We start from the raw sequence: 26300 nt of genomic DNA on the forward strand, positions 1-26300 counted from the left end.
AAGGGGTTTCCACAACTTTTGCCACGATAGTAATCTTTTAAATGCGTTTACAATTTATCCGCACAAAGGTACTATTTTTTTTCTATCCGTTTACTTTCTTATAATCCGCTAGAAAAGTAGCCAGCCCACTATCCGTTAACGGGTGTTTCAATAAGCCTTTAATGGCGGACAAAGGACAGGTAGCCACATCCGCCCCCGCCTCCACGCATTGGATGATATGCTGGGTGCTACGGATAGAAGCCGCCAATACTTGGGTATCATAATCATAATAATCATACATTTCCACGATCTTACGTACCAGCTCTATCCCGTCGCTGGCAATATCATCCAAACGCCCGACGAACGGCGATACATACGTAGCCCCGGCCTTAGCCGCCAATAACGCCTGACCGACAGAGAAAACCAGCGTACAATTCGTACGGATGCCTTTTCTGGTGAAATATTTTATCGCTTTAATCCCCGCTTCGATACAAGGTACTTTAACGACTATATTGGGATGTAAAGCGGCCAACTCCTCCCCTTCTTTTATCATGCCTTCTAAGTCGGTAGCGATTACCTCGGCGCTTACATCCCCGCCCACGATCTCGCAAATTTCCAAATAGTGTTTCCGTTGATTTTCCACCCCCCGGATTCCCTCTTTCGCCATTAAGGACGGATTAGTCGTCACGCCATCCAATACTCCCAATTCATTCGCTTCCCGGATCTGGTCCAGATTCGCCGTGTCAATAAAAAACTTCATAGCTTTAAACTTTAATGTTACGTATTTGTATAACCCTTTTGATTCGCTATTAGTTCTAAATCAACCGTCTCAATCCCCTACTAATTCCATATACAAGTCGTTAAACCGTTTGCGGAGATATAAGTTTCCAAATATCATTAAGCCAGACCTCATATCGGTTAGGCAACATAAGTTCTGGACGGAATTCCGATATAATTATCTCTTTTTAAAATACAACGGCCATAAAGTCTGTATGCGATTCGCTATATGATACGCTAATACTGGAGGAACCGCGTTACCGATCACTTTATAAGCGCCTGAGGCACTTAACTCAAAACGTGTACTGTTCTTTTTATGGGAGACAAACGTATAATCCGGCGGAAACGTCTGTATCAAAGCACATTCTCGAGGAGTTAAGCGACGTTCTTGTAAACCGGCGTCTAATTCTTCCGTAATAACGCCCCCATGCTCCCGGGATAAACGACGGTATTCTATATTTCCATGATGCTCGGAACGAATCGTCGGGCCAATATTATCCAACGCGATCTCCTTTTGACCTTGACAATGAGCTCCCATATATTTCGCCTGTGAATAATACCGCTGGGACAGATCGTCTGTCCTATCCGGTTCCTCCAATCCTACAAATACATCCCGACAAACTACCGGCGGCAATAGTCTCTTATCTTCCACGGTGCAAGCATGTGTCGGACTCGGATAAGGATCGTAAGCTTTGGGTACCTTCTCCTCTTGAAGCGCTCTTAAAGCCTTAACCTTTAACGCGGACTTACGTATCCCGATAAAAATCACACGCTCCCTAGACTCCGGAACCCCATAATTGCCCGCATGTAAAACTTGAGGATCTAAAACAATATATCCATCCCCAGCCGCATGGGCGAAGTCTCTCTGAATAATACTTTTCACGTCTCCCAGATTCACCAGTCCCTTCACGTTCTCCGCGATAAACAGCTTGGGTCTCGTAATATCGATCACCTGCTTCATCCAATAGTAAAGTTTACCTCTCGTCTCTTCCGAGGCCTCATCGTCCTCACGCAATTTCCCGGTATGATCCTTATTCGACTCAAATCCCAAACGTTTACCGGAGACACTGAAATCCTGACAAGGAAAACCTCCCGTGACGACATCTATATTTTTAGGGAAGACTTTTTTCCCCGCTCGATGCTCTTTTACCAAGTCTACGATACTCTTTGTATTATAAACGTTTTTATCATATCCGAATCGATCCATATATTGAAGCCAAGCGGTTTGTGCCTCTTTCAATATATCATTCGCAAAGACCGTTCGAAAACGATTCCTCTGTAAACGGACCCAATGTTTATCGATAACCTCTTGAACCCACGTACTTTGAGGAGATATAGACTTACGATGACATATAAAATCCCCCTCGAATCCTAAATCCATGCCCCCACATCCAGAGAACAGGGACAAGACCCGTAGTTCATTTGATGTATCAACCTCCTTTTCACTCATTTTCATATTCGATCCTTACTATAAGATATGCTTAAAGAACCACAAATTTACGAAGAATTTCAATCATATTCCCCCGGCGCAAGACCTGTAACTTGCCGGATTATTTCAGGCTCGATACCTAAAGCGTTCATTTTTAGGGCATTCGCTTTATTATTCTCTTCTCGGCCCTCAGCCAATCCCTCGATGCGTCCTTCCAGTTTCGCAGAGTCAAGCACGTCATTTTGGATCATGATAGCGCTCAAGTGTTCATCATAGGCATTACGCTCAGAGGGAGTCATGGAATAGTATCTCAATTTCTCACGCGCCTCACCCAGTCCGGGAGCCGTGGTGTCGGGACGGATCGTACCATCCTTCAAGTAATCCATCCATTCCTCCAAGGGCGTGACGGCCACCTTATTGAACTCATTCACACGTATAAGTATATATTCAGGGAAGATCTCAGAAGGCAAACGGGAGACAATAGCGTCCCGCTCCTTGGTATTTATGAATAACTGGTCCTTCGAGTGCACGCCGATGAACTGATTTTGCCCATGATACAGATAATCCAGACCTATGCCTATATCGAAATAAAGAACGCTGATCGAATAGATCTTTTTCACCTTATAGTAAGCGTCGCCCAAATGGATATGTTCGGTGATCGCTTTCGCCACCCCGTAAAGGATACGTTCGAGATAATAAAGCTCGCGTGTGTTCTGTATCTCTATGATAATGATCTCTCCCTTGCTGTTCAGCGCCTTGATGTCCACACGGTTGAACTTATCATCGGCTGATAGTTGGTTTCCCTTACTTTCCAATAGCTCCACGATCGTGATTTTCTCCTCGAGGAATACGGTGAGAAATCCCTCAAGCACATCGAAATTAGCTTTCTGACGAAGCAGACGTTTAATAGCCCAATCGAAACGGATATACCTGTCTTGCATCTCTTTCATAAACTCTTGTTCCTTTTTTGTTTTCATAGTCAATTTGATTTTGATTCGGTATCCACTATTGGATGGTCTGTCAAAGATAGTTCTTAATCACGAAAGAGACAATATCGCAAACAAAAAATACGAAAAAACATAAATTCCTATGCCATTCAATGAATACCGAAATATACATTCCTTATTACGATAGAATCAACACTATTTTCTGTGTTATATAAAATTCCATCCATATATCCTTCTATATAAGGAATCTCGCTATCCTCTTGAAAAAAAACAGTATCTACTCGCAAACAAAAAGGAGTTTTCAGAGGATGGTAGGTTATTTCACTTCCCTCTCTAATTATTCTGACAGTAGACTCTTTTTCCTCTGTAGATAAATATCCTTTTTTTATATGATATTCTTGCTTAAGTAAAGGAATCAATGAGATATGAAGTTCAGGATAAGGATAAGTAAAATTTACTAATTTTAAAGGTACTTTCCAATAAAATCCATATAATTCTTTTTCTATATCATGTATCCAAAAATTTCCCCTTTCAATTGAACACTGATAACTAGATTGATTTAATAAAGAAATATATTGGCCATTTACTTCTCCCTCAAAGTAAGCAAAGTAATAAGGATACTTATCTACTATAGAAGGCTCTTTATCATTACATGATACACAAATAAACAGACTTAATAAAAAAAATAAATATATACTTTTTGTATTCATTTTAGATAATATTATAACAAAATAGTACACATATAGTATAAGTAAGGAGAATAAACTAAAATTATCTAGGCTAATCCATACATATTATATATGTACTACTTTATTTTACTATTAATATTAGTTATATTTTAATGGACTCACAGCTAATTGATACCAGCCAGTTTTATATTTATCGATATAATCCGGTTTCCAATTTCTGCTGGTAGATACATTATTTTTAGATTTCAGAATTTTATCTGCAAAATTAACAATAACCTCTCCCAATTCATCATTTCCTAATGTCTTAGTTACTGTATATGAAATATTTTTCGATATAGTATTTGTTGCACCAAATTTTAAACCTATTTTCACTTTTTCTCCAAATGATGGATCAAACCCAAAATTAGTCGCAAACGTAACAGTTGAAGACTCTGTGCTTTGAACTGTTTCTGTAGCATCCACTTCTTCTATTGAAATCTTCATCACGGTACCATAATTTTCTATATTCCATTCAAAAAGAGGTAATTGAAGCTCTATTCCATCTGTTAGCTCTATAGATTTAACCTCATACTTTTTGCTTAGAGGATCTTTAGGTGTTGTTTTAAATAAAGCACTAGGCTCAACTGTAAAAAAAGTTGTTAGTTCATTGCTTATACCTACTTGATTTGCCACATACACTTTTACCTTAAACTCAAGGAAACCATCTGTCCATGGAGTAACAATTGTTGTACCCGGTCGACCATAATGACTATCACCATAATCTATTTCATGTTCATGACTATTTCCATCTATTCTAGGATCATTTGTTTGATCACATATTTTATTCATAACAGTTCGTGGATCTCCTATCAACTTAAAATGAACTAAACTCTCTTTAAAATCCAAGTTAAAAGGTCCTTTATTTTTCTGAGGAGTCAAATCAAAATATATATAATCTCTTAACCAACCGTTTGTATCTGATGGGTTATAAATATCATAAGCTTCATAAACTTTTTTCATATTATCTGGTATTGATCCTGCACGATCTCTTTCACTACTACGAGTATTTAATATAGAACTATTTATCCTATTGTTGTTTGTATTATCAAAAACATCACTTATAAAAATAATATCTGTATCACTATTTACATTATGATCAGACATATATAATTTCTTTTGAACTTTATTTACAGATATAACTCTTTCATTTAATTTTATTACAAGAATAGGATATTTAGGAATCTCATTCGACAGTATTAAAAACTCTTTTTCTACACCATACCCCATTATATCATTACTATTTTCAATTCTTAATGCAGTATATGGAATTTCATCTTCCGGATTCCAACTTTCTGCCGAAAAGCTATTATCAGGTAACACAGGTACAAATATAGTCAAAGTAGGATATTTTTGTTTAACAAGCTCTAATTTACTAGTATCTATATATAATTCCATAAGTTCATCAACTGTTTTTCCAGAAGATAATTTATATGTATTTATAGATAAATACAAAACATCATAATCATAGTCAAACATTTTTAGAGCTTCATCTTTTATAAGTCTCCTTAGTTCAACAGAAGAATTTAGAGCACTAGATAACGCTTTACTAAAATCTTCTAATAACTCATGACTTTTTATTGTGTCATTTTCAATAGAAAGAGTAGTTTTATTTACACTCCCACTCAAATTATCATTCAATATTTCTGATGAACAAGAAACAAATGATATTAAAATCATAAAAAACAAAAATATTTTTCTCATAACAATACTATATTATAAATTAAAAAATCCTTCTGCATAATTTTCTGAATCCGATATGGAAAGTTCGTATGATCCTGATGCAACATCATCCAAAGGAATAATATGAAAAGAAGTATTTTGTGTATTCACAACTTCCCCATAAACGATATTTCCATTCGCATCCGCAACAGATACTCGTACCTCTCCTATATATTCCAAAAATTCCAAAGACAAAACTTTCGAGGTTTCATCGATATCAGCTATTATAGGTACATCTAAATTAATAGACCGCTGTTTTTTATGCCAACCTCCGTGCCCACGTATAGATATACGCTGCGCTAATAATGAAGCTGTACAAGTAGAGATAATAAATAGAGCTAATAACAGCCATTTTAAATTTTTCATATGCACTCTCTTTTTTCGTTATTGTTTATGACTGTAAAAATAGAGAGTTTATATGACATAGAGAGTACGAAAACCTCAAGAAGGTATGGACAAGCAAAAATAGATAATTATTTAATAATCAAATAAGTAAACCAACACATATATGGACAAAACTCTAAAATTGTATCTAAACAGAGTCTATAACAGGCTAAACAGGTTAAATATGGATAAGCGACTCATAGAAATCTTGCTTGCCTTCCCAATGTAACTTTTTCCGTACCCGCAAGCGTGTTTTGTCTACGGAAGTTGGTATTATATTTAAAAGGGTAGACATGGCTTTCGTATCTAATTTGAATAAGGTAAGAAAACAAAGGTGCATTTCCGAAAAAGATAGGTCTGCGTCTCTCAATGCCTTTACAATATCAGGATATACCTCTACCATCAACACTTCTATATCAATCCACATCTTCTCATCGATTACTGCTTGTGAGGCTTTCGACCAAACCGTTTGAGACATCCTCTTTATTTTTTGAGTTAAACTAGAATTTTGAATCTTTATTTCTCTTAAATTGATTAATCTATATCTCAAATCCTCTACTTCTTTTTTTGTACTTTCATAGGATACTAATTCCTCCTTTGCTAGATGTAATGAATTTTCTTGCAACTTCAATTGCTCTTCTTTCTCACGCAATTCTATAGACAAATGATATATATTTTGATTTAAATCATTTATTTCCTCTTGTTGTTTCAATAGTGATCTATTTTTTCGTCTCAATGTCATTAAATAGAAAATGACAAGTAAAGCAATAGCAAATAATAAAAGCAATATAAACAGATAGATCTTTTGATTTTCTAAAACCAATTCTACATTTTTATTGTGTAATTTCAAACGTTCATATTTTTGCTCTGCATCATATATATCTACAGATTTACTTACATTTATAAGAGAATCCTCTGTTGCTACATATTTTTCATAAAAGTTTAAAGCATTTTTCAAGTTATCTTGTTTCTTATTCATTACATAATTATAATAAGTTATAGTAATCAGAACCAACTCATTATCAGTAGATACCTCACTAGCCTTTCTTAAATACTGCTCAGCCTTCTCTATGTTACCACGTTTTTCCTCGATATCAACCAACACCAAATAATCTGAAGCTACGTCTTCTAGATCTAGTTCTATACATCGTAAAATATAATATTCCGCTAAATCATAATCTCCCAAGTCATTATATATATTACCTAAACCATTATATACATAAGACCTTACTTCTTCAACATTTAATGAATCCATAACCATTTCGGCTTGTTTCAATGAAGCTAGGGCTAGATAAGACGAATCAGCTATTGAGTAACTATGGGCCTCATTCACGAACGCACGTACATAGCTCGTAGTATTATTAGCTAAATGGAAATACTTTCCGCTTTCTTTATACTTCTCAGCGGCTAGTATATAACGAAGATCTACCTCATACAAATCTCCCATATAACTACAAATATACCCGGCACGATTATAATCCTTAATTGCCAACGCTACCTCCAGCGCATCGGAGTAAGCCCTCATTGCCTTCTCGTACTCTTTATCCTCCACGTACGAACGCCCCAGATAAAGGCCGATCTCAGCCTCCTCTTCCCGCATCTTTTTCTTTTGATAGTATTTCAAGGCGATCTCAAGCTGGTTCGTATAAGGCATCTCGTCCTCTATTTTATCGGCGGCACGTGCGTATAACATACACCAACGGGCTACCAGACGGGGACTCATCTCTTCCGGGAGCGGAATGGAATCCAATGTAGTGATTACGCTATCCGGATAGGCATCAAACAGGCGTTCCGCCTGATTGATCAAACGGATTTCCTCAGATTCATTTTGGCATCCTACCACAAGGAAAGTCAAGGAAGTTAATAGTATATATATAAATGACTTCATCCTTTATTATAGATAAGCAAAATTAAATATTTTTAATTCATAAACAAACGATAGAACAACAAAATAACAAATACAAGAAGAAAAAACACACAATAAGTCCATGCAAAGGTATCAAGTTATATATACATGAATATCAGTGATATAAAAACATCATCATGTTTTCCGTAAAACACGTACATGTTTTTCCGAAAAGTCGTACGTGTTTTTCATAAATCACGTACGTGTTTTTCCCGGAAATCTTATAAGGAAAATAAGAACACATAAAAAATAGACAATAAGCCGGATCAGCAATAACTCATTGTACAACTTACAAATGCAACCAATCATAAATATCCAACTAGCTTATTGCTTATCTCAATTATTTTACAAACCTTTGCGACCATAATATTAAACTAAAAACTTTACTATGGAATTACAAACGATACAAAACAAGATTCACGAGATCAGAGGTATGAAAGTCATGCTGGATTTTGATCTGGCGGAAATGTATGGAACGGAAACTGCCCAATTGAAACGTGCGGTCAGACGTAATATAGAACGCTTTGAAGGAGATGATTTCATGTTTGAGTTAACCAAGGAGGAACTTTCAAGATGCCAATTTGGTATCTTGAATAAAGGAAGAGGTAGTATAAGAAATAAACCTCCCTGAACTCAAGAGAGTTAGAAGAATTACCTCGTTTTGGGGTAATGACTTGGCAATCGTTCTAATTGCTGCGGTCTGCATCGCTTTGCTTGTTCGGGTAACTCTTTTACGAGAACAAAGGTAATACATTTCTTGGGAAGTCTTTCTCTACACCAAATAAAATTATGTACCTTTGTGTTTGTTAAACTCAAAAATGTTTTGCATGAACAAGATAAGGGAAGTTTTGGATACAAAGGGTATCAGCCAAACCGAGTTGGCAAACAAGCTCGGAAAGACATTCAACATGGTCAATTTGTACGCTACGAATAAGGTGCAGCCACCTATCTCCGTTCTATATCGAATTGCAGACATTTTGGAAGTGGATGTAAGGGATTTGTTGTTACCTAATAGTAGAACTGCCCAATCTTGATATGCTTATGGTTCGGACGGAAGACGAGATAAGAGATTATGCAAAAGCAATACTCGGTTTTGACGAGAAAGATCCTGAAATAAAACAAGGAACAGGGCAAATAACAACGTTTAACCAATTGGGATTTAAGGGTATCTCGGATAAACCCGATGGCTGGTATTTGCCCGATGACAAACAAGACATAGCCATCATTCTCGAAACTAAATCAGAGAAAGAGGATGTCTTTTCCGATAAGCATTTTGCCGAATTGGTCAAAAATGTAGAAATCGCATCCCGGCAGTATAAGCGCATCGTTGGCATCCTTTACAATGGCGTGGATGTTCGTGTAATCAAGTACACCAAAGACGGAAAACAATATGAGGAAGTTGGCGATGTGGCAAAAACGCTCCAAAACAAGCGTTATTACATAGCGCTTTTTAAGGAGAACAAAATCAACAAGCAGTTGATCTACTCCCTGACAAAGAAGATAAACGACTGCCTGCACGTCCAGTTCGGCATTAAAAACCTATACCACCGGATGATTATCACGGCCTGTGCATTGGTGGCCAAAAGATATGGGGCTATGCTGGAAAAGGGCATGGAATACTCGCTTATGACATCCTCCATCCTGAACACGCTGTCGAAATCTCTTGCAAAAGACCGAAAACAAAACCTGAAATTAGACCTTCTTGTAGAAGTCTATTCGGAGATAAAGATGAATATGACCAACAACCAAGAGGCCATAGACAACTTTATCACTTGGGTTTCTGAGATTTCCGATTGCGTTAATTCCGACTACTGGAACGGAGAGGATGTGATGGGAATATTTTTCAATGAGTTCAACCGTTATAAAAAGAAATCGGAAAGCGGGCAAGTGTTCACTCCAGACCATATCACTTCTTTCATGTATAGGCTGATAGAGGTGAACCAGCATGACCGTGTGCTTGATGCCACGTGCGGTTCGGGCGCATTCCTTGTGAAAGCCATGTGTAATATGGTAAAAGAAGTTGGAGGGGTGAATACTTCGGAAGCAATGGCCATCAAATCAAGCCAACTGTTTGGCATTGAGTTCGACAGGGAAATCTTTGCCCTTGCCTGCGCCAACATGCTCATTCACAAAGACGGAAAGACTAATCTCGAACAGTTGGACACTCGTACCGATGAGGCCTGCAAATGGATTAAGGGTAAGAATATAACAAAAGTCTTGATGAACCCTCCTTATGAACGAAAATACGGCTGTTTGAATATTGTTGAGAACGTCTTGAAATCCGTTCCTGCTGGAACAAAATGTGCGTTTATTTTGCCAGACAAGAAATTGGAGAAAGATGGTGCTGACAAGAAATATGGCAACAAAATACTGAAAAGCAATACATTGACTACCATTATAAAGCTGCCCGAAAATCTGTTCTTCGGCGTGGGTGTAACTACCTCAATCTTTGTATTCGAGGCAGGCAAACCACAAAACGGGCGCAACATTATCGGTTATTATATCGAAGAAGACGGCTTGGAAACGGTGAAAAACCAAGGAAGGCAAGACATCAAAGACCGCTGGCAGGAAAAAGAGGATTATTGGATTGCGGCTATCAGAGATGGTGAGGATGCCTTGTATGGCACACGCCAGATAATCAATCCGTTGGAACATCTTTCGTACCAAATGCCCACCGCTCCTTTTGAGATATTCGAGGAAGATTTCATCAAAACGATGATGGATTACGAAATGTTCCAACGCAGGATAGACGTGAAAGACTTTAATGAAAAGGTAATGAAATCCGTATTATACAGCAGTACCATAAAAGAAAATGATGACGCAGTGGTGATAGAATTTCCAAAATAAGCAGAAGAATGAGCAGGATAGATATACATAACTGGAAGCCGTTCAAGTTAGAAACCCTATTTGATATTGTCAAAGGAAGCCGATTGACAAAAAAAGATATGAAAGAGGGCGATATACGGTATATCGGAGCTACAGCTTTCAACAACGGGATAACCAATCACATTGGCAACAATGAAGAAACCCATCCAGCGGGGACATTGACTGTATGTTACAATGGTTCAATTGGTCAGACTTATTATCAGGACAAGGAATTTTGGGCAACAGACGATGTAAATGTGCTATACCCCAAGTTTCCAATGAGTAAATATACGGCATTGTTTATTACCCCATTGATAAGGTCTGTTGGGAGAAATTATGCTTATACGGACAAATGGAAGATAGAAGACATGAAAGCCAGTGTTATCTACTTGCCAGTTAAGGAAAATAATCAACCAAACTGGGAGTATATAGAGCAGTACATGAAATCTGTAGAGAAACGAACGCAGACATCCCTCGATAAGTTAATAAAAGTTATAGGGGAGGGTAAAAGGTCCTTGAATATATCTACTTGGGGTGAATTTAGAGTAGGCAAATTATTCAAAATCCATAAGCCTCAAGTCTATCATACATACGAGGTAAAAGAAGATTTCAATGGCATCCCGTATGTCGTCCGCTCGAAATTCAACAATGGCATAAAGTGCAGAGTTCATAAGAACTTTGGCATTGTAGCTTCTCCCGGTGGGGTTATTTCCTTTGGCTCTGAGAATGCCTCGTTTTTTTACCAAGCGGAAGAATGGTGTTCGGGCAGAGATATTTATTACATAGACACGCGGGGCATTCCAATAAAATCATGTCTTTTTCTCATAACTTGTCTCCAAACCATAGTAGGCAGGTATTCCTATAATAATGGCTTGTTCCCGGAATTACTCAAAAAGGAAATTATCAAGCTCCCAATCAATGCGAAAGGAGATCCAGATTGGGTATATATGGAAAACTATATGCGAAGTCTTGAATGCAAACAAAAAATACTTGGCTGTTTCAGAACAATCGGATTGGCGCAATAAATCTTTTCATGACCAACGGGAGGGGCAACAAGCAAGTTTCGGGTAGACCGAAACACAAACTTGCTACTACCCGAAAAGAAGAGTTCCGGCTTTGGAGTAGCTCATAAGCCTTTGGGTAACTTAAAGGACAACTTGCTGCTTCTATCGGAAGCAAGTGGGGATGTCCAAAGGGGTACAACCCTGTTGGCTTATTGGAGCGTTTTTAGCGGTGCACGGCACTGCGTGAAGAAAATGCCCTAATAAACTATGGCTTTTCCGTTCCTTAAAAGCCTACGGCGTATACATGTGCAGGAAGCAAGTTGGGCAACTCGAATTGTCAAGTCGCCCAACTCAAAGTTCTGAGTTGCCTGACTCAGTTTGTTGAGTTGCTCAACTCGCTGTGCTGAGATACGCAACTCACGGATATTGATTAGCCATTCCTTTAAATTTTGAGGGACTATCCAGATAGCTGCTAGTTATAAAGTGTAAACACTATACATTAAGGATTATTCTGTTTTCTTTCCTCATCATCAATCACTTTTAAAACCCTGTCAATTTCGAGTAAAGAAGTCTTAATTTTAGGGTCAATCCATACTAGGATATTGATTATTGATGCATAAATGCTCCTAGCGTATGAGAAATCAATTTTGTTGTTGACAAAACAAACCGGCTCATTATGGAATATGCGATTCCTAAATTCACGTATCTCAAATAGAGTATTACTTATATCTTTGCGACCGTATCCCGCAGGTAAGTACTTAAAGGCTTTAGTAGGCGCACCCTTTAAAATCCTATAATAAGGAACATCAAAAAAAGATGTCCAGAACCCTAATGTTTGTTCTGCGATTATTTGCCCGGCCAAAATGGAAGTTACACCTTTCTTTTTTAATTTTTTCTCAGCACTCACCACCTCTTTTAGCAAGTAATCGTTAGTGATTGATTTGCCGGTACGCTTATCTTTTTTCGTAAGAGACTTATCGGACATGAAACCGGTCTTTTGATTGATAATCCAATTCTTATCGCTATACATGAATGCCATCTCACGATGAATACGATTTCTAAGGATTACTTCCAATACTCCCAGTAATGGATAAAATACCTGTGAAATTTTGAGATTCCCATTATAAAGTATCATTGTCTTGACTTTATTATGGGAAGTCGCCTTATAGTATTTAGAAGCTCTTGAATAAGAGTAATATTTCATAAATAGATTAAACTTCATTAGCCAATTCCATTTTTAGTTTGTATATTTGCATCGTAACGCTTGATCAAGCCTCTAGCTATCAAAGCTACGTAATCAAGTTTGAGATATAAGCCCATTCATCAAGGATGGGCTTTCTCTTTGTACAAATATAATAAAAGATATGGATAATTTTGGTCTTTGAGGCTATTTATATACCGATATATTTAATTCTGTTGTTAGGTATGCTTTTTATTCTTTCTATATGTTTCTTGTTTGTATAACCATGTTATTAATCGCCTACACAAAATAACCGATGATTTCATGTTTCAACTAACAAATGAGGAAGTAGATAATTGGAAATCACAAATTGGGAACTCAAAGCGTATATCGAAGAAGCATTTGCCGATTACAACGACATCAACGAAGATACCCGTACGCAACTTGAGCTAATCAATCTGTCACTCGCTGAGTTACAAGCGAGAAGAACCAAGAATCAATCTCGCCCCCGGATTGGTTACGTGAAATAAACAGTTCATGTAAATAACTCATATAAAATAAATAAATTCACTAACTTTGTGGCCTTAAATAGAAAACGATACAAAAACGATAAACGATCATGGAGTACAATTTCAGAGAGATTGAGAAGAAGTGGCACGACTACTGGATTGCCGAAAAGGTTTATAAAGTCGAAAAGGACACGAATAAGCCTAAATACTATGTATTGGACATGTTCCCCTATCCTTCCGGTGCGGGATTGCACGTTGGCCACCCGCTCGGTTATATAGCTTCTGATATTTATTCGCGTTTCAAACGTTTGCAAGGTTTTAACGTATTGCACCCGATGGGTTACGACGCTTACGGATTGCCCGCGGAGCAATACGCCATCCAGACCGGACAACATCCGGAGATCACGACAAAGAATAATATAGCCCGTTATCGGGAGCAATTGGAAAAGATCGGTTTCTGCTACGATTGGAGCCGTGAGATCCGTACCTGCGATCCCGAATATTACAAATGGACGCAATGGGCCTTCATCCGGATGTTCAACAGCTACTACTGCAACGACGAGAAGCAAGCCCGCCCGATCAGCGAGTTGATACAGGCTTTCGAGACCAGTGGTACGGAAGGTCTGAACGTAGCTTGCGGAGAGGAACTTAGTTTCACCGCCGAGGAATGGAAAGCCAAGAGCGATAAAGAAAAACAAGAGATATTACTCAACTACCGGATCGCTTATCGTGGCGAGACCATGGTAAACTGGTGTGCCGCCTTGGGTACCGTATTAGCGAATGATGAGGTCGTGAACGGTGTTTCCGAGCGTGGAGGCTATCCGGTGGAACAAAAGATCATGCGCCAATGGTGCTTACGTGTATCCGCTTACGCGCAACGCCTGTTGGACGGATTGGATACGATCGACTGGACGGATTCCTTGAAAGAGACCCAAAAGAACTGGATCGGACGCAGCGAAGGTGCCGAGGTTCGCTTCAAGGTAAAAGACAGCGACAGGGAATTCACGATCTTTACGACCCGTGCCGATACGATGTTTGGTGTTACCTTCATGGTATTAGCTCCGGAAAGCGAATTGGTTCAACAATTAACTACGGCAGACCAAAAAGCGGAAGTAGACGCTTACCTAGATCGCACCAAGAAACGTACCGAGCGCGAGCGCATCGCCGACCGTCAGGTAACCGGTGTATTCAGTGGTTCCTACGCTATTAACCCGTTTACGGGCGAGGCGGTTCCCATCTGGATCAGCGACTATGTATTGGCCGGCTACGGTACGGGAGCGATCATGGCGGTTCCGGCGCACGATAGCCGCGACTACGCTTTCGCGAAGCATTTCGGACTGGAAATCCGTCCGTTGGTGGAAGGTTGCGACGTAAGCGAGGAAAGTTTCGATGCCAAGGAAGGTATCGTATGCAATTCTCCGAGAGCCGGCGTTACTCCTTATTGCGATCTTTCCTTGAACGGACTGACGATCAAGGAAGCGATAGCCGCTACCAAGAAATACGTAAAAGATCACGATCTGGGACGTGTGAAGATAAACTACCGCTTGCGCGACGCTATTTTCAGCCGCCAGCGTTATTGGGGCGAACCGTTCCCGGTATATTACGATGCCGATGGCATGCCTCAGATGTTGCCGGAAGAATGTCTGCCCTTGTTGCTGCCGGAAGTAGATAAATTCTTGCCTACCGAGACGGGCGAGCCTCCATTAGGACACGCCGTTAAATGGGCTTGGGACACGGTAAACCAAAAAGTCACCGAGGTATCAAAGATCGATAACCAGACGATCTTCCCGCTGGAGCTTTGTACGATGCCGGGCTTCGCCGGTTCTTCCGCTTATTATTTGCGCTATATGGACCCGCATAATGATAAAGCCTTGGTAGCTAAAGACGTGGATGAATATTGGAGAAACGTGGATTTATATATCGGTGGTACGGAACACGCTACCGGCCACTTGATTTACAGCCGTTTCTGGAATAAGTTCTTGTTCGACTTGGGTATCGTTTGCGAGGAAGAGCCGTTCAAGAAATTGATCAACCAAGGTATGATCCAAGGACGCTCGAACTTCGTGTACCGCATCAACGGAACCAATAAATTCGTTTCCTTGAACTTGAAAGACCAATACGAGGTCACCCCTATCCATGTAGACGTAAATATCGTATCTAACGATCTGTTGGATATAGAGGCTTTCAAGAACTGGCGTCCAGAATACAACGACGCGGAGTTCGTATTGGAAGATGGTAAATATATCTGCGGATGGGCGGTCGAGAAGATGTCCAAATCCATGTTCAACGTAGTGAACCCGGATATGATCGTTGAGAAATATGGTGCCGATACCCTACGTTTGTACGAGATGTTCCTAGGCCCGCTGGAACAATCCAAGCCTTGGGATACGAACGGTATCGACGGCGTACACCGTTTCTTAAAGAAGCTTTGGGGCTTGTTCTTCGGCAATACGGATACCCTGCAAGTTACCGATGCCGAGCCTACGGCCGACGAATTGAAATCCTTGCATAAGTTGATCAAGAAAGTAACGTTCGACATCGAGCATTTCTCATACAACACGTCCATTAGCGCCTTCATGATTTGCGTGAACGAGTTAACGAGCTTAAAATGCAGCAAGCGCGCCATCTTGGAGCCGCTGATCACCTTATTGGCTCCGTTCGCTCCCCACATCACGGAAGAGCTATGGCATCAATTAGGACATGATACGACCATCTGCGATGCCCAGTGGCCGGAACATAACGAAGAGTATCTGGTAGAAAAATCAGTTACCTACGTCATCTCATTCAATGGTAAAGCCCGTTTCAACCTCGAACTTCCGGCAGATATCTCCCGTGAAGACGCTGAGAAGGCGGCCTTGATCCATGAGAACTCAGCGAAGTGGATGGAAGGCAAGGCCGTTAAGAAGGTTATTGTCGTTCCCGGCAAAATCGTTAATATCGTAGTGGGATGAACTTAAAACTCACAAAAATCTATTTTTCCGTACAGGATTATCTAATGATCCTGTTCGGAACTCTATTATACGGATTCGGATTCAACGCCTTTATCCTTTCCAACGAGATCGTGACAGGTGGGGTAAGTGGTATCTGTGCGTTGATCTTCTTTGCCTCCAATGGATTGATCCCGGTATCCGTATCTTATTTTGTCATCAACGTAGCCTTGTTGGTGGTAGCCTTAAAGATCCTTGGTCTAAAATTCTTGATAAAAACTATTTTCGGAGTTTTCTCACTCTCGGCTTCTCTCTCTCTCTTCGAGTGGCTGCTGAAAGGACAACCTATACTGCACGACCAGCCGTTTATGGCTATCATAATCGGAGCGTTTATGTGTGGTGCCGGACTAGGATTGGTATTCTCGGCGAACGGTAGTACCGGAGGTACGGATATTATCGGTGCGGTAATCAATAAATATAAGAATATATCGATCGGACGTATCCTTCTGTTTTGCGATTTCTTCATCATCAGTTCCTCTTTCTTCCTGTTCCATAACGTGGACAAGATCGTTTTCGGTTTCGTGGAGATGGTCATAAGCAATTACGTTCTCGACATGGTATTGAACGGTAACCGCCAATCCGTACAATTCCTCATCTTCTCCCAGAAGTACGACGAGATAGCGGATCGCATCATCCATGACTTAGGCCGTGGCTGCACGATACTGGACGGCGAGGGCGGTTATTCCCGCAAACCCGTCAAGGTAGTCGTACTACTCGCCAAGAAATCCGAATCCGTCTCCATCTTCCGGATCGTGAAACGGATAGACCACCAAGCGTTCATCTCCCAAAGCATTGTCCGAGGGGTATATGGTGAGGGGTTCGATCAGATAAAGACTTAAAAAAGAATATACAAACAATTTAAAGCATTTCCATACGTTATATATCTACCGTATAGAAATGCTTTCTTATTTAATAGATTACGAAATATGAAACTTGTATTCGCGACAAATAATCAACACAAACTGGACGAGGTCCGCAAGATAACCGCCGGATACGCGGAAATCATAAGTTTATCCGATATAGATTGCCATGACGATATCCCCGAGACGGCAAATACCTTAGAGGGAAATGCTTTGCTAAAAGCCCGCTATATCAAGGAGAAATTCGGATATGATTGTTTCGCTGACGACACGGGATTAGAAGTCGAGGTATTGAATAATGCTCCGGGAGTCTATTCGGCTCGTTACGCAGGAACAGGGCACGACTCGGAAGCTAATATGAACAAGCTGTTGTCCGAAATGAATCATAAAGAAAACAGAAAAGCACGTTTCCGCACGGTCATAGCTCTAGTCCTTGACGGAAAAGAATATACCTTCGACGGTATCGTGAATGGCTCTATCACTACCGAAAAACGCGGAAATAGCGGATTTGGATACGATCCTATATTCATGCCTGATACCTATACACAAACTTTCGCCGAGATGGGTAACGATACAAAAAACCAGATCAGCCATCGTGCGAAAGCCGTCATGAAGTTAACATCATTTTTATCTGATTACAATTGTTAATATGAGACATATACTTACTATCATTCTATTTTCATTCTTTTCATTCACTGTATTAGCCGCGAATTTTAATACAACCGGATGGAAAACGTATCTTTCTTACAATAACACAAACAGCGTAGAGGAATCGAACGACCAAGTATTTGTGGTAGCGGAAGGATCTCTTTATACGTATGGAAAAGAAGATAATAGTATTAAGCAATATTATAAAGGAAACGGATTAAATGATAATACGATTTCTTTGATCCGCTATAATAAACAAACAAAATCACTCCTTATTATCTATGATAATTCAAATATAGATATACTTGAGGGAGGAGTGGCGACAAATCTACCTTATCTGTCGACCAGTACGTCCATAAGAGACAAACAAATCAATTCAGTATTGGTACATGATGAATATGCCTATTTATCGACAGCATTCGGTATCGTCGTGATCAATATGGCCAAAAAGGAAATAAAGGATACCTACAAGCTTTCCTTAAATATAACATCGTGTGCCATACAGAATGGCAATATATATGCCTCTACAACCAATAAGGCAGAAGTATCTTCGGGGATTATATACGCCTCATTAAAAGAAAACCTACTGGATAAGGCAAACTGGAAGCCCTATGGATTATCAAACCTTTCCGATAGTCATACGATCTCAGCTATCGCTTCATTCAAGAATACCTTGTTCTACTTGGTCAGTCAGCAAGGTATCTTCTATGAAAACAATGGAGAGCTTTCCCGAATAATAAATAGCTCAACCCTAAAATACATGAAAGTAATAGGCGAAAAATTAGCATGTATAGATAACTCAAGGGTTTTCATCGTATCCGATACGCAAAAGTTTGACCAAATAAACTTAAGTATCAATGATATCAGTACCTATCAAACAGACAAATATTGGATAGCGGAAGGAAGCAAAGGGCTACGTTCTATCCAACGGAAAGGATCAAATAGTTTTGAGGCTCTTAATGAACCTATCATTTTAGACGGACCTTACAGCAATAGCGCATTCGATATTGTTTGTAAAAATGATAAAGTATATATGATCATAGGAGGTAAAGACCTCCTAAATGGTAAGCGCTTCGACAAAGGAGGTTATATTCTTACATACGATTATGATAAATGGTCTTTTATCGATCCTAAAGAAGCCCAAAAGAAACTCAATTTACCAAGAAATCCACGAGACTATACAAGTATAGCCGTAACGACCGATGATTCTAATGATGAGATCGTATACGCCTCTTCCATGGGTGATGGCGTTATCCAATATAAGAATGGAACTCCCATCCAGTCATACAATGAAAAGAATGCCTTTAAAGAAACCGCAGGAGGCTATGGGTCCGGTTATTGTTATATAGATGGACTGGCCTTTGATAAAAATGGAAATTTGTGGATGACAAGCTCAGAGGTTAACCATGCGGTACTTGTTCTTGACAAAGCAGGAGCATGGCATCGTTTGGATATCGAGCAACTTAGAGGAGTCTATACAATAAACGATATACTTATAACCTCCACGAACGATAAATGGATTTATGTGCCTCGTAACACCCCTAAACTTGTAATGATACCGAATAGCGAGTCTTTAGACGAAGTTTCCTCGTATGAGTTTACTACACTTATTGATACCGACGGAAAAGAATTGACTCCTAGTAATTATACATGCGTAGCCGAGGATAAGGATGGATATATCTGGGTTGGTACGAATCGGGGGGCCGTATATTTCACTAAACCTAGGATCTCTTCCGCTGAGGATAAAGCCGCTACACGTTGTACAAGGGTAAAATATACCAATGAGGAAACTGGCAATCTCGCTTATTTCTTAGATAACGTTGTCGTCACGACCCTAAAAGTAGACGCAGGTAATCGAAAATGGATTGGAACCAAAGGAAATGGCGTTTATGTTCTAGATAATGATAATGAGACAATCGTTTATCAATTTAATACGACCAATAGCCCGCTCCTTTCCGATAACATATACGATATAGAGATAAACGATAAGACCGGTGAGGTTTTTATCGGTACCGATAAAGGACTAAATTCCTATCAAGGAGAAGCTTCGGAAGGTAAATCTGATTACTCGGAGATCTATGCATATCCTAATCCGGTACGTCCCGAACATATGGATAAAGTAACGATTGTAGGATTAATGGATAATTCGAATGTAAAAATCACGGATTTAAACGGAAATATTATTTATCAAACTAAATCCTTGGGGGGACAAGCTATCTGGAATTGCCGGAGCGCAAACGGATCACGTGTAGCGACAGGCGTATATCTTGTACTAGCTTCCACAGAGGAAGCCTCAGAGAGCGTCGTAACAAAAATCATTGTAGTCAAATAGAACAATGAATCAATCAGAGAAAGTTTTACTCAACTCCAGATTAATAAATCAAGTAAAAGAAGCGAATAATTTTGATTTTATTCGCTTCTTTCTTGCGTATTCTGTCATGTTCAACCATTTCAGCACACTGACAGAGACAGATCCTTTTTGGTTTGTTAGCGGAGGATTTCGAGTGAAAGGTTTCTTTATTATTAGTGGATTTCTTGTTATGTTTAGCTTCTTACGTACGCCTAATACCCGGATTTTTTTCCGTAAACGTATTCAACGTATTATGCCCGCCTACAGCTTGACTATTTTATTATGTGCCTTAATCGGATTATTCCTTACCTCTTTATCCTGCAGGGAATACCTCACCTCTTCTAGCTTATACACCTATCTTATCTGTAATTTACTTACATTTAACTTTTTATCGCCGGATTTACCCGGCGTATTCGATACCAATCCTTTACAAGCGATGAATGGGTCTTTATGGACTATCAAGGTTGAATTCATGCTATATATCACCATACCCATTATCTATTGGTTACTGAAAAGATACAATAAATTGGTATGCCTACTTCTTATTTATATCTTATCTTTCATCTACTCGACAACGTGTAATTATTTAGATGATATGACACACAACCCTATTTATGAATTCATGAAAAGACAATTCCCCGGACAAATGATGTACTTTTGTTCCGGTATTATCATACTTGCCTATTTCCCTGTTTTTCGAAAATATATGAGATATTTGTTCCCTGTCAGCCTATTTCTTTTATTGGGTAGAGAGTATATGTTGCTGAGTATTTTCGAGCCTATCGCTCTAGCCTCTATCATTATCACGGTAGCTTACGGATTCAAGTGGTTACATGTATTCAACCGGATGGGAAATTTCTCGTATGGTATTTTCTTGATTCATTTCCCGATCATCCAAATATTCATTCATTACGGACTTGATCGGTATAGCTTGATATTGACATTGGCTCTTACCACTATCCTTAGCACCGGATTGGGTATGTTATCCTGGAAATACATAGAGAAACCCTGTTTATATCATCCTAAAAAGAAAGCCTAGAAGAACGCAATGACCGGATGATCTGATCTGTTATCTTCTCCGCTCCTTTCCGGTTCGGATGGATAGCGTCATAAAAATCCGACGTATCCAATAGATCCATACAGTCGACGATAAGGATAGAATCAAACATTTGAGTAAACATTCGCAAAGCTCGTTGTTTCTCCGCTACTGTAAAAGCTGTTATATCCGGGTTATACGGCATGACAACCAGACAATAAATAATACCCCTATCCCTAAAATAAACGGAAGAACGCTCTATTAACCTTTTCCATTCAGGAGTGATTTGATATGCCTCGAATTTATTTTCTTCATTCTGTTCTTCTACTTTCCGTTTATAGACAGATTCATTTCTATCAGACATCGTAGAGTTTGGATAACGTAAATCAGAGGTTATAATTCCGGGGATAACATCATCATCCAACTTATTACGCAGATAAGTAGTCAAGCCGGAGAATAAACAATTTCGAGCCACATAATTATAGTATAAATTCGGTTCACTTAGAGGTTTCTCTAAAGCAGGAAGTAATTCACGGGTAAAACCATCCATTTTATATCCATACATATGTAGAGCTACCCGGTTGGGATCATCCAATTCGATCGGGCCACGTAATTGATCTAAATCCACACACTGTACAACTACTTGAACAGAAGATGGTAAATAGGAATAATACAAGGCACTCTCACTCAATCTCTGACCGGTAGAGGTAAGATTATATACACAGGGATTTCCTCGCAACTCTGCTTCTAACTTGTATCCGTTCACACCACTCATACCGCGGCTATTACCTAAAATGACAAGATCCGGACGCTCTTCCGGATTATTTAACGTACTCCATATAAGTCGTGTTCGTACGTAGTCGTTAGGCAATAATCGATAGAGATAGGGAGTGATCTGATTGAACAAAAACAACAAGATCCCCAGAAACAACAGGAATCTTATCATACTCTTTATTTGTTTATGCGTTGGTTTCATACTTGCTAGAATTGAAAATAAATAAAGCTAGAAGCGTTATTTCCGAAGAAATATATACAAAATAAGAGGATCGCATATAAAGTATATCGTATATATATACTTCGTATTTTCTTAATATCAAATCCAAACGGTCGTTCCCGGTTCATCCATTCGACCACCAGCATACAAGCAATAAAAATAAGCGATAATAAAGCAGAAACATTATTGGCCCCACTTACCTTAGGCACACGGAATAAAGAAGAGGAGAACAGATCATATATATAATCGAATGCCATTGATATATTCTCAGCCCTAAATAGAATCCATCCGATCACCACGAAGCCAAATGTAACCAACATAGACACAACGTTTGATGGTATCAACCTTATCTTTACATATTTCTTTAGTATCAACAATGCTATACATAGCAAACCATGATAAACACCCCAAGCCACAAATGTCCAGTTCGCTCCATGCCAAAGACCGCTCAAGAAAAATATGATCAAGATATTCCGAATATGTCTAAAGAAACCATTATGGCTACCTCCCAAGGGAATATATACATAATCTACGAACCAAGTATTCAACGAGATATGCCAACGTCTCCAAAATTCGGCTATATCTAAAGAAAAATAGGGATACCGGAAATTTTGCCTCAACTGTATCCCAAACAACTTGGCTGTACCTATAGCGATATCTGAATATCCGGAAAAATCTCCATAAATCTGGAATGAGAACAAAACGGCTCCCAATAGCAAAGTACTAGCCGGGTAATTTCCATAGTTCCCGAATATGTCATCTACGACCAAGGCACAATTATCGGCTATCAGGATTTTTTTGAAAAACCCCCACATCATTTGTCGTATCCCATCTACAGCGTCGTTATACTCGAAGCTGCGAGGTCTCTCAAATTGTATCAACAGGTTAGTAGCCCGTTCGATAGGACCGGCCACCAACTGAGGGAAAAAACTAACAAATGCGAAAAAGGAAACGATATCTCTTGTTACCGGTAATTTACCTCTATACACGTCAATCGTATAACTTAAGGCTTGGAATGTATAAAAACTAATCCCGACCGGTAATAAGAGAGAAAGCGTAGAGATGTGCAATGAAATCCCTATATAAGAGAAAGCATCTATCAAACTATCCACAAAAAAGTCGTAATACTTGAAGAAAGAGAGTATCAGTAAGTTAAATATGACATTCGCAGCCACGATACCTTTATCGAACCAGCGAGGTATCTTCCCGGCCCTCGCACGTACTTCCTCTATTCCTATCCCACTCAGCCAACTACAGAAAGAGGTAAGGGCTATCAATGCCAAGAACCGGTAATCCCACCACCCGTAAAAAAGATAACTAACTACGACTACAAATAAATTCTGTAGTCGTAGTCGCTTTCCGAAGACAAGCCAATACAATAAAAATACGATTGGCAAATAAATCAAATATTCAATCGAATTAAATAGCATAATAACCGCGAAGATATATACTAATGCTTTATACCCTCGAACATCTCCGAGCGATCTTCTTTCGCTTGGGTGGATTTGGCCTTGAAACTATTAAATGTCCAACTCAACGTCAACGTGATTTGTGGATATTTGGGTTTGATACGTGTCAGGGAGCGTAAATCCGCTGTTTGGATATCGCTGATATATTTGGCAGAACGGAAAATATCCCGGAAAGCTAAGGTAGCGGTTAGTTTTCGGTTACATAGTTGCTGGCGAACGGCTACGTTCGCATACCAATAAGCGTCCGTACGGCCCTGCGTCGTTACGGAAGGGCCTACAAAACTACCATCCAATTGGATACGGGTGTATTTCCCCAGATTAAACAGGTTATTCCATAGGATATCGTAATTGGTGCTTGAGGTCGTATTTCCACCGGCGGCCTGTTCGTTCTTCACCTTATAGTGATAAACGTTTCCGTTGACCGTGGTATTCCACCAACGTACCGGATGCAGGCTGACGCTTAGCTCGATACCTGTTGAATAATCATGTCCTACGTTTGACATCGAGTCTAAGGTTACACCGGCTGAATAAGGTACGCGCAACCGCTCGATCTTATCTTTCCGATACCGATGAAAGGCGGTAGCGGATACCGTATTTTCCCCGAAATTCTTCCGGTAGTTCAATTCAAAGGAGTTGATGTACTCCGGACGTATATCCGGATTACCGATCTCGGCCGTATAAAAGTCGCGATACGTAATATAAGGCTCCATATAGAAAAGCTGCGGACGTGTGGTACGACGAGAATAGGAAGCCAACAAGCGATGCTCATTCGGGAACGTATAGCCCAAATGCACCGATGGGAAAAACTCAAAACGATTCTTCGTACGATCCGCTCCCTCCACGGAACTTCGCAAGACCGTATGCGTATGCTCTCCCCGAACGCCGGCTTGCGCCTCTAAATTCTTCCACGTATGGGAAAGAATCGTATAGATAGAATTCACCCCTTCTTGAAAATAAAACGTGTTGTAGATATCGTCACGCCAAAAGAACGTTTGTCCCTTGGGGTCCCACCATTCCATATTGTAATCGCCGTCTTCCAGATAAGAATAATATTGGTAACCCGCCTCTAGCTTACCTCCTTTCCCGAAAGGCAAGGCGTAATCCAGATTGATACGCATCGTTTCCCGATGCTCGGCCTCATAAGCACGGTGCCCCTGTTGGCGTTGCCCTTCCAAAGACATCAAGTCATTAAAGAAATATTCCAACGCATGACCGCCATATTTGTAATAGGCGCTACCGGAAAGCTCGTGCCCCTTATCGTTGAACTTATGCTGTACCGCCAGACTTCCCAAACCTATATTCTCATCATTATCATAATCATCTATGCTTCGATAATCTTCCGTCACCGGAGAGCCGCCCGCTACCGAACGGGTTTCCTTATAGTTCATCTCTCCCTTACGCTTATTTCCGCCATAGCCGCCCTCCAGATCCAACGCGATGGTTGTCTTGGGAAGATTCAGGCTCCAACCGCCTTTCAGCGTATAATGGTAACTGTCTCCCGTACGAGGCCCGACGGAATGCGAAGTCGTTGTTTGATCGCCAACCACCGTCTTCTTCTCTTGATCGAAATCACTCTTACGCATACGATCCGTCCACTGTCCGCCGATGTACCAACGGGAACGCTGATGTTGCTGTGCCAACAAGAAATCGACATGGCGGGAAAGCCACGTACTTCCCGAGAGATTCACCATCCCGCTCAATCCTCGCTGGGAATGCTTCTTCGTGATAATATTGATAATGCCCACGTCGCCTTCCGTATCATGCTTGGCGGAGGGCGTCGTGATAATCTCTATATTCTCTATATGCCCGGCCGGGACTTGCTCCAAAGCCTGTGTACCCGAGAAGACACTCGGCTTACCATCTATGTAAACCAAAAAGCCGCTGCTTCCACGAAAAGTAACATCGCCTTCCGCGTCTACCCGTATGGAAGGCGTATTCTCTAATATATCCACGGCGGAACCGCCTCCTCCCATCATATTGGAGGAAGCCTCGACCACTTTCTTATCCAACTTATAAACCAATTGGCGTTTCTCAGCCACTACCTCCACTTCGGCGATACCTACCTCCAAGGGACTCATCATCAACTTACCTAAATCCACCGGAGACGAGGCATCCAAGATGATATCATTCTTTGTAAACACATCATATCCCATCAGACGGACCATGACCACATAATTACCCGGAGCCACCTTAGTAAACGAGAAACGTCCTTGATCGTCCGGAAAAGTCTGTTGCAAAGGTTTTTCACTTCCCATCGCAAACAGAAAGATATCCGCATAATTAATCACTTGATTCGTAGAGGCATCTATTAACTGCCCCTTAATACGGGCATCCGGAGAAGAAGCCCACGAGAGCGCACAAATCACCCATAATAAGGCCAACATTAGTCCTATCTTTTTCATGATATTGAGAATTACAATTAGATTTCTACGCAAAAGTAACTAAATTCAGAATGTTACGGTAATTAATAGCGATCATTCTTGATATATTCTTTCCCGGGATCGTCCGAGTTCGAGTAGCGAAGCAAAT

At 40.1% G+C, this 26300-nt stretch carries 19 protein-coding genes and 2 pseudogenes; 10 read left to right on the forward strand and 11 right to left on the reverse strand.

The genetic code is table 11. From position 1 onward, the window contains the following. Positions 1-82: 82 nt before the first annotated feature. The 7 genes from fsa to ACYIA1_RS15950 all read right to left on the reverse strand — a co-directional run bounded on the left by fsa (position 83) and on the right by ACYIA1_RS15950 (position 7818). Complete coding sequence (gene fsa / locus ACYIA1_RS15920) at positions 83-739, reverse strand: fructose-6-phosphate aldolase (RefSeq protein WP_005860406.1); 657 nt, start codon at positions 737-739, stop codon at positions 83-85. Between the two features lie 195 nt (positions 740-934). Next, a complete protein-coding gene (locus ACYIA1_RS15925) occupies positions 935-2206 on the reverse strand; it encodes a DNA cytosine methyltransferase (RefSeq protein ID WP_374692864.1) in 1272 nt (423 codons plus the stop codon). A gap of 59 nt (positions 2207-2265) precedes the next feature. After that, on the reverse strand, positions 2266-3162 hold the full coding sequence (locus ACYIA1_RS15930; RefSeq protein WP_254593603.1) for an Rpn family recombination-promoting nuclease/putative transposase: 897 nt from the start codon (positions 3160-3162) through the stop codon (positions 2266-2268). A 119-nt stretch (positions 3163-3281) separates the two neighbouring features. Next, positions 3282-3842 (reverse strand): DUF5025 domain-containing protein, encoded by a 561-nt coding sequence (locus tag ACYIA1_RS15935; RefSeq protein WP_170106015.1) that lies wholly within the window; start codon positions 3840-3842, stop codon positions 3282-3284. Between the two features lie 117 nt (positions 3843-3959). Then, entirely contained in the window at positions 3960-5561 is a 1602-nt protein-coding gene (locus tag ACYIA1_RS15940) for a hypothetical protein (RefSeq protein WP_170106016.1), read from the reverse strand. Positions 5562-5573: 12 nt separating this feature from the next. Then, entirely contained in the window at positions 5574-5945 is a 372-nt protein-coding gene (locus ACYIA1_RS15945; protein ID WP_170106017.1) for a DUF3244 domain-containing protein, read from the reverse strand. A 196-nt stretch (positions 5946-6141) separates the two neighbouring features. Further along, complete coding sequence (locus tag ACYIA1_RS15950; RefSeq protein ID WP_480335841.1) at positions 6142-7818, reverse strand: tetratricopeptide repeat protein; 1677 nt, start codon at positions 7816-7818, stop codon at positions 6142-6144. A gap of 439 nt (positions 7819-8257) precedes the next feature. Here ACYIA1_RS15950 and ACYIA1_RS15955 point away from each other — a divergent pair. The 4 genes and pseudogenes from ACYIA1_RS15955 to ACYIA1_RS15970 form a co-directional block, all read left to right on the forward strand. Continuing rightward, positions 8258-8479 (forward strand): annotated as a pseudogene (locus tag ACYIA1_RS15955) (ORF6N domain-containing protein); the annotation flags it as partial. A gap of 217 nt (positions 8480-8696) precedes the next feature. Next, a complete protein-coding gene (locus tag ACYIA1_RS15960) occupies positions 8697-8903 on the forward strand; it encodes a helix-turn-helix domain-containing protein (RefSeq protein WP_480335843.1) in 207 nt (68 codons plus the stop codon). Between the two features lie 7 nt (positions 8904-8910). Further along, positions 8911-10716 carry an HsdM family class I SAM-dependent methyltransferase gene (locus ACYIA1_RS15965; protein ID WP_480335845.1) on the forward strand — a complete coding sequence of 602 codons (1806 nt, stop codon included), beginning with the start codon at positions 8911-8913 and terminating at the stop codon, positions 10714-10716. Positions 10717-10724: 8 nt separating this feature from the next. After that, on the forward strand, positions 10725-11759 hold the full coding sequence (locus tag ACYIA1_RS15970; protein WP_480335847.1) for a restriction endonuclease subunit S: 1035 nt from the start codon (positions 10725-10727) through the stop codon (positions 11757-11759). Positions 11760-12237: 478 nt separating this feature from the next. Here the strand turns inward: ACYIA1_RS15970 and ACYIA1_RS15975 are convergent, their stop codons facing one another. Beyond that, entirely contained in the window at positions 12238-12960 is a 723-nt protein-coding gene (locus ACYIA1_RS15975) for an Abi family protein (RefSeq protein WP_480335849.1), read from the reverse strand. A gap of 332 nt (positions 12961-13292) precedes the next feature. Between ACYIA1_RS15975 and ACYIA1_RS15980 the strand changes: the two are divergent. The 6 genes and pseudogenes from ACYIA1_RS15980 to ACYIA1_RS16005 all read left to right on the forward strand — a co-directional run. Continuing rightward, positions 13293-13448, forward strand: a pseudogene (locus ACYIA1_RS15980) (ORF6N domain-containing protein); the annotation flags it as partial. 89 nt (positions 13449-13537) lie between these two features. Then, positions 13538-16378 carry a leucine--tRNA ligase gene (leuS, locus tag ACYIA1_RS15985; protein WP_480335851.1) on the forward strand — a complete coding sequence of 947 codons (2841 nt, stop codon included), beginning with the start codon at positions 13538-13540 and terminating at the stop codon, positions 16376-16378. Further along, the gene (locus ACYIA1_RS15990; RefSeq protein WP_005860386.1) at positions 16375-17253 is read left to right on the forward strand and encodes a YitT family protein; all 879 of its coding nucleotides are present in this window, start codon (positions 16375-16377) and stop codon (positions 17251-17253) included. Before leuS ends, ACYIA1_RS15990 begins: the two co-directional genes overlap by 4 nt. A gap of 87 nt (positions 17254-17340) precedes the next feature. Then, entirely contained in the window at positions 17341-17922 is a 582-nt protein-coding gene (locus ACYIA1_RS15995; protein WP_480335853.1) for a non-canonical purine NTP diphosphatase, read from the forward strand. A 1-nt stretch (position 17923) separates the two neighbouring features. Then, positions 17924-20254, forward strand: a complete 2331-nt coding sequence (gene porZ / locus ACYIA1_RS16000; RefSeq protein WP_480335855.1) for a type IX secretion system anionic LPS delivery protein PorZ — start codon at positions 17924-17926, stop codon at positions 20252-20254. Between the two features lie 4 nt (positions 20255-20258). Continuing rightward, positions 20259-21311: an acyltransferase family protein gene (locus tag ACYIA1_RS16005; protein ID WP_048926945.1), complete on the forward strand. Its 1053-nt coding sequence runs from the start codon at positions 20259-20261 to the stop codon at positions 21309-21311. Here ACYIA1_RS16005 and ACYIA1_RS16010 read toward each other — a convergent pair. Genes ACYIA1_RS16010 through ACYIA1_RS16020 form a run of 3 tightly spaced genes read right to left on the reverse strand, consistent with a single transcriptional unit; the run spans position 21295 to position 26173 of the window. Further along, the gene (locus tag ACYIA1_RS16010; RefSeq protein WP_227154513.1) at positions 21295-22254 is read right to left on the reverse strand and encodes a hypothetical protein; all 960 of its coding nucleotides are present in this window, start codon (positions 22252-22254) and stop codon (positions 21295-21297) included. The genes ACYIA1_RS16005 and ACYIA1_RS16010 overlap by 17 nt on opposite strands. A 35-nt stretch (positions 22255-22289) precedes the next feature. After that, positions 22290-23732, reverse strand: coding sequence for an MBOAT family O-acyltransferase (locus ACYIA1_RS16015; RefSeq protein ID WP_048926947.1), 1443 nt, complete (start codon positions 23730-23732; stop codon positions 22290-22292). A gap of 20 nt (positions 23733-23752) precedes the next feature. Beyond that, the gene (locus ACYIA1_RS16020) at positions 23753-26173 is read right to left on the reverse strand and encodes a TonB-dependent receptor domain-containing protein (protein WP_480335857.1); all 2421 of its coding nucleotides are present in this window, start codon (positions 26171-26173) and stop codon (positions 23753-23755) included. Positions 26174-26300 lie beyond the last annotated feature (127 nt).

This window comes from Parabacteroides sp. KHUB-02 (assembly GCF_056640955.1).

Excerpts from the sequence above, each read along its gene's own strand:
- fsa (WP_005860406.1), bottom strand. The coding sequence starts at position 739 with ATGAAGTTTTTTATTGACACGGCGAATCTGGACCAGATCCGGGAAGCG.
- ACYIA1_RS15925 (WP_374692864.1), bottom strand. The coding sequence starts at position 2,206 with ATGAGTGAAAAGGAGGTTGATACATCAAATGAACTACGGGTCTTGTCC.
- ACYIA1_RS15930 (WP_254593603.1), bottom strand. The coding sequence starts at position 3,162 with ATGAAAACAAAAAAGGAACAAGAGTTTATGAAAGAGATGCAAGACAGG.
- ACYIA1_RS15935 (WP_170106015.1), bottom strand. The coding sequence starts at position 3,842 with ATGAATACAAAAAGTATATATTTATTTTTTTTATTAAGTCTGTTTATT.
- ACYIA1_RS15940 (WP_170106016.1), bottom strand. The coding sequence starts at position 5,561 with ATGAGAAAAATATTTTTGTTTTTTATGATTTTAATATCATTTGTTTCT.
- ACYIA1_RS15945 (WP_170106017.1), bottom strand. The coding sequence starts at position 5,945 with ATGAAAAATTTAAAATGGCTGTTATTAGCTCTATTTATTATCTCTACT.
- ACYIA1_RS15960 (WP_480335843.1), top strand. The coding sequence starts at position 8,697 with ATGAACAAGATAAGGGAAGTTTTGGATACAAAGGGTATCAGCCAAACC.
- ACYIA1_RS15965 (WP_480335845.1), top strand. The coding sequence starts at position 8,911 with ATGGTTCGGACGGAAGACGAGATAAGAGATTATGCAAAAGCAATACTC.
- ACYIA1_RS15970 (WP_480335847.1), top strand. The coding sequence starts at position 10,725 with ATGAGCAGGATAGATATACATAACTGGAAGCCGTTCAAGTTAGAAACC.
- ACYIA1_RS15975 (WP_480335849.1), bottom strand. The coding sequence starts at position 12,960 with ATGAAGTTTAATCTATTTATGAAATATTACTCTTATTCAAGAGCTTCT.
- leuS (WP_480335851.1), top strand. The coding sequence starts at position 13,538 with ATGGAGTACAATTTCAGAGAGATTGAGAAGAAGTGGCACGACTACTGG.
- ACYIA1_RS15990 (WP_005860386.1), top strand. The coding sequence starts at position 16,375 with ATGAACTTAAAACTCACAAAAATCTATTTTTCCGTACAGGATTATCTA.
- ACYIA1_RS15995 (WP_480335853.1), top strand. The coding sequence starts at position 17,341 with ATGAAACTTGTATTCGCGACAAATAATCAACACAAACTGGACGAGGTC.
- porZ (WP_480335855.1), top strand. The coding sequence starts at position 17,924 with ATGAGACATATACTTACTATCATTCTATTTTCATTCTTTTCATTCACT.
- ACYIA1_RS16005 (WP_048926945.1), top strand. The coding sequence starts at position 20,259 with ATGAATCAATCAGAGAAAGTTTTACTCAACTCCAGATTAATAAATCAA.
- ACYIA1_RS16010 (WP_227154513.1), bottom strand. The coding sequence starts at position 22,254 with ATGATAAGATTCCTGTTGTTTCTGGGGATCTTGTTGTTTTTGTTCAAT.
- ACYIA1_RS16015 (WP_048926947.1), bottom strand. The coding sequence starts at position 23,732 with ATGCTATTTAATTCGATTGAATATTTGATTTATTTGCCAATCGTATTT.
- ACYIA1_RS16020 (WP_480335857.1), bottom strand. The coding sequence starts at position 26,173 with ATGAAAAAGATAGGACTAATGTTGGCCTTATTATGGGTGATTTGTGCG.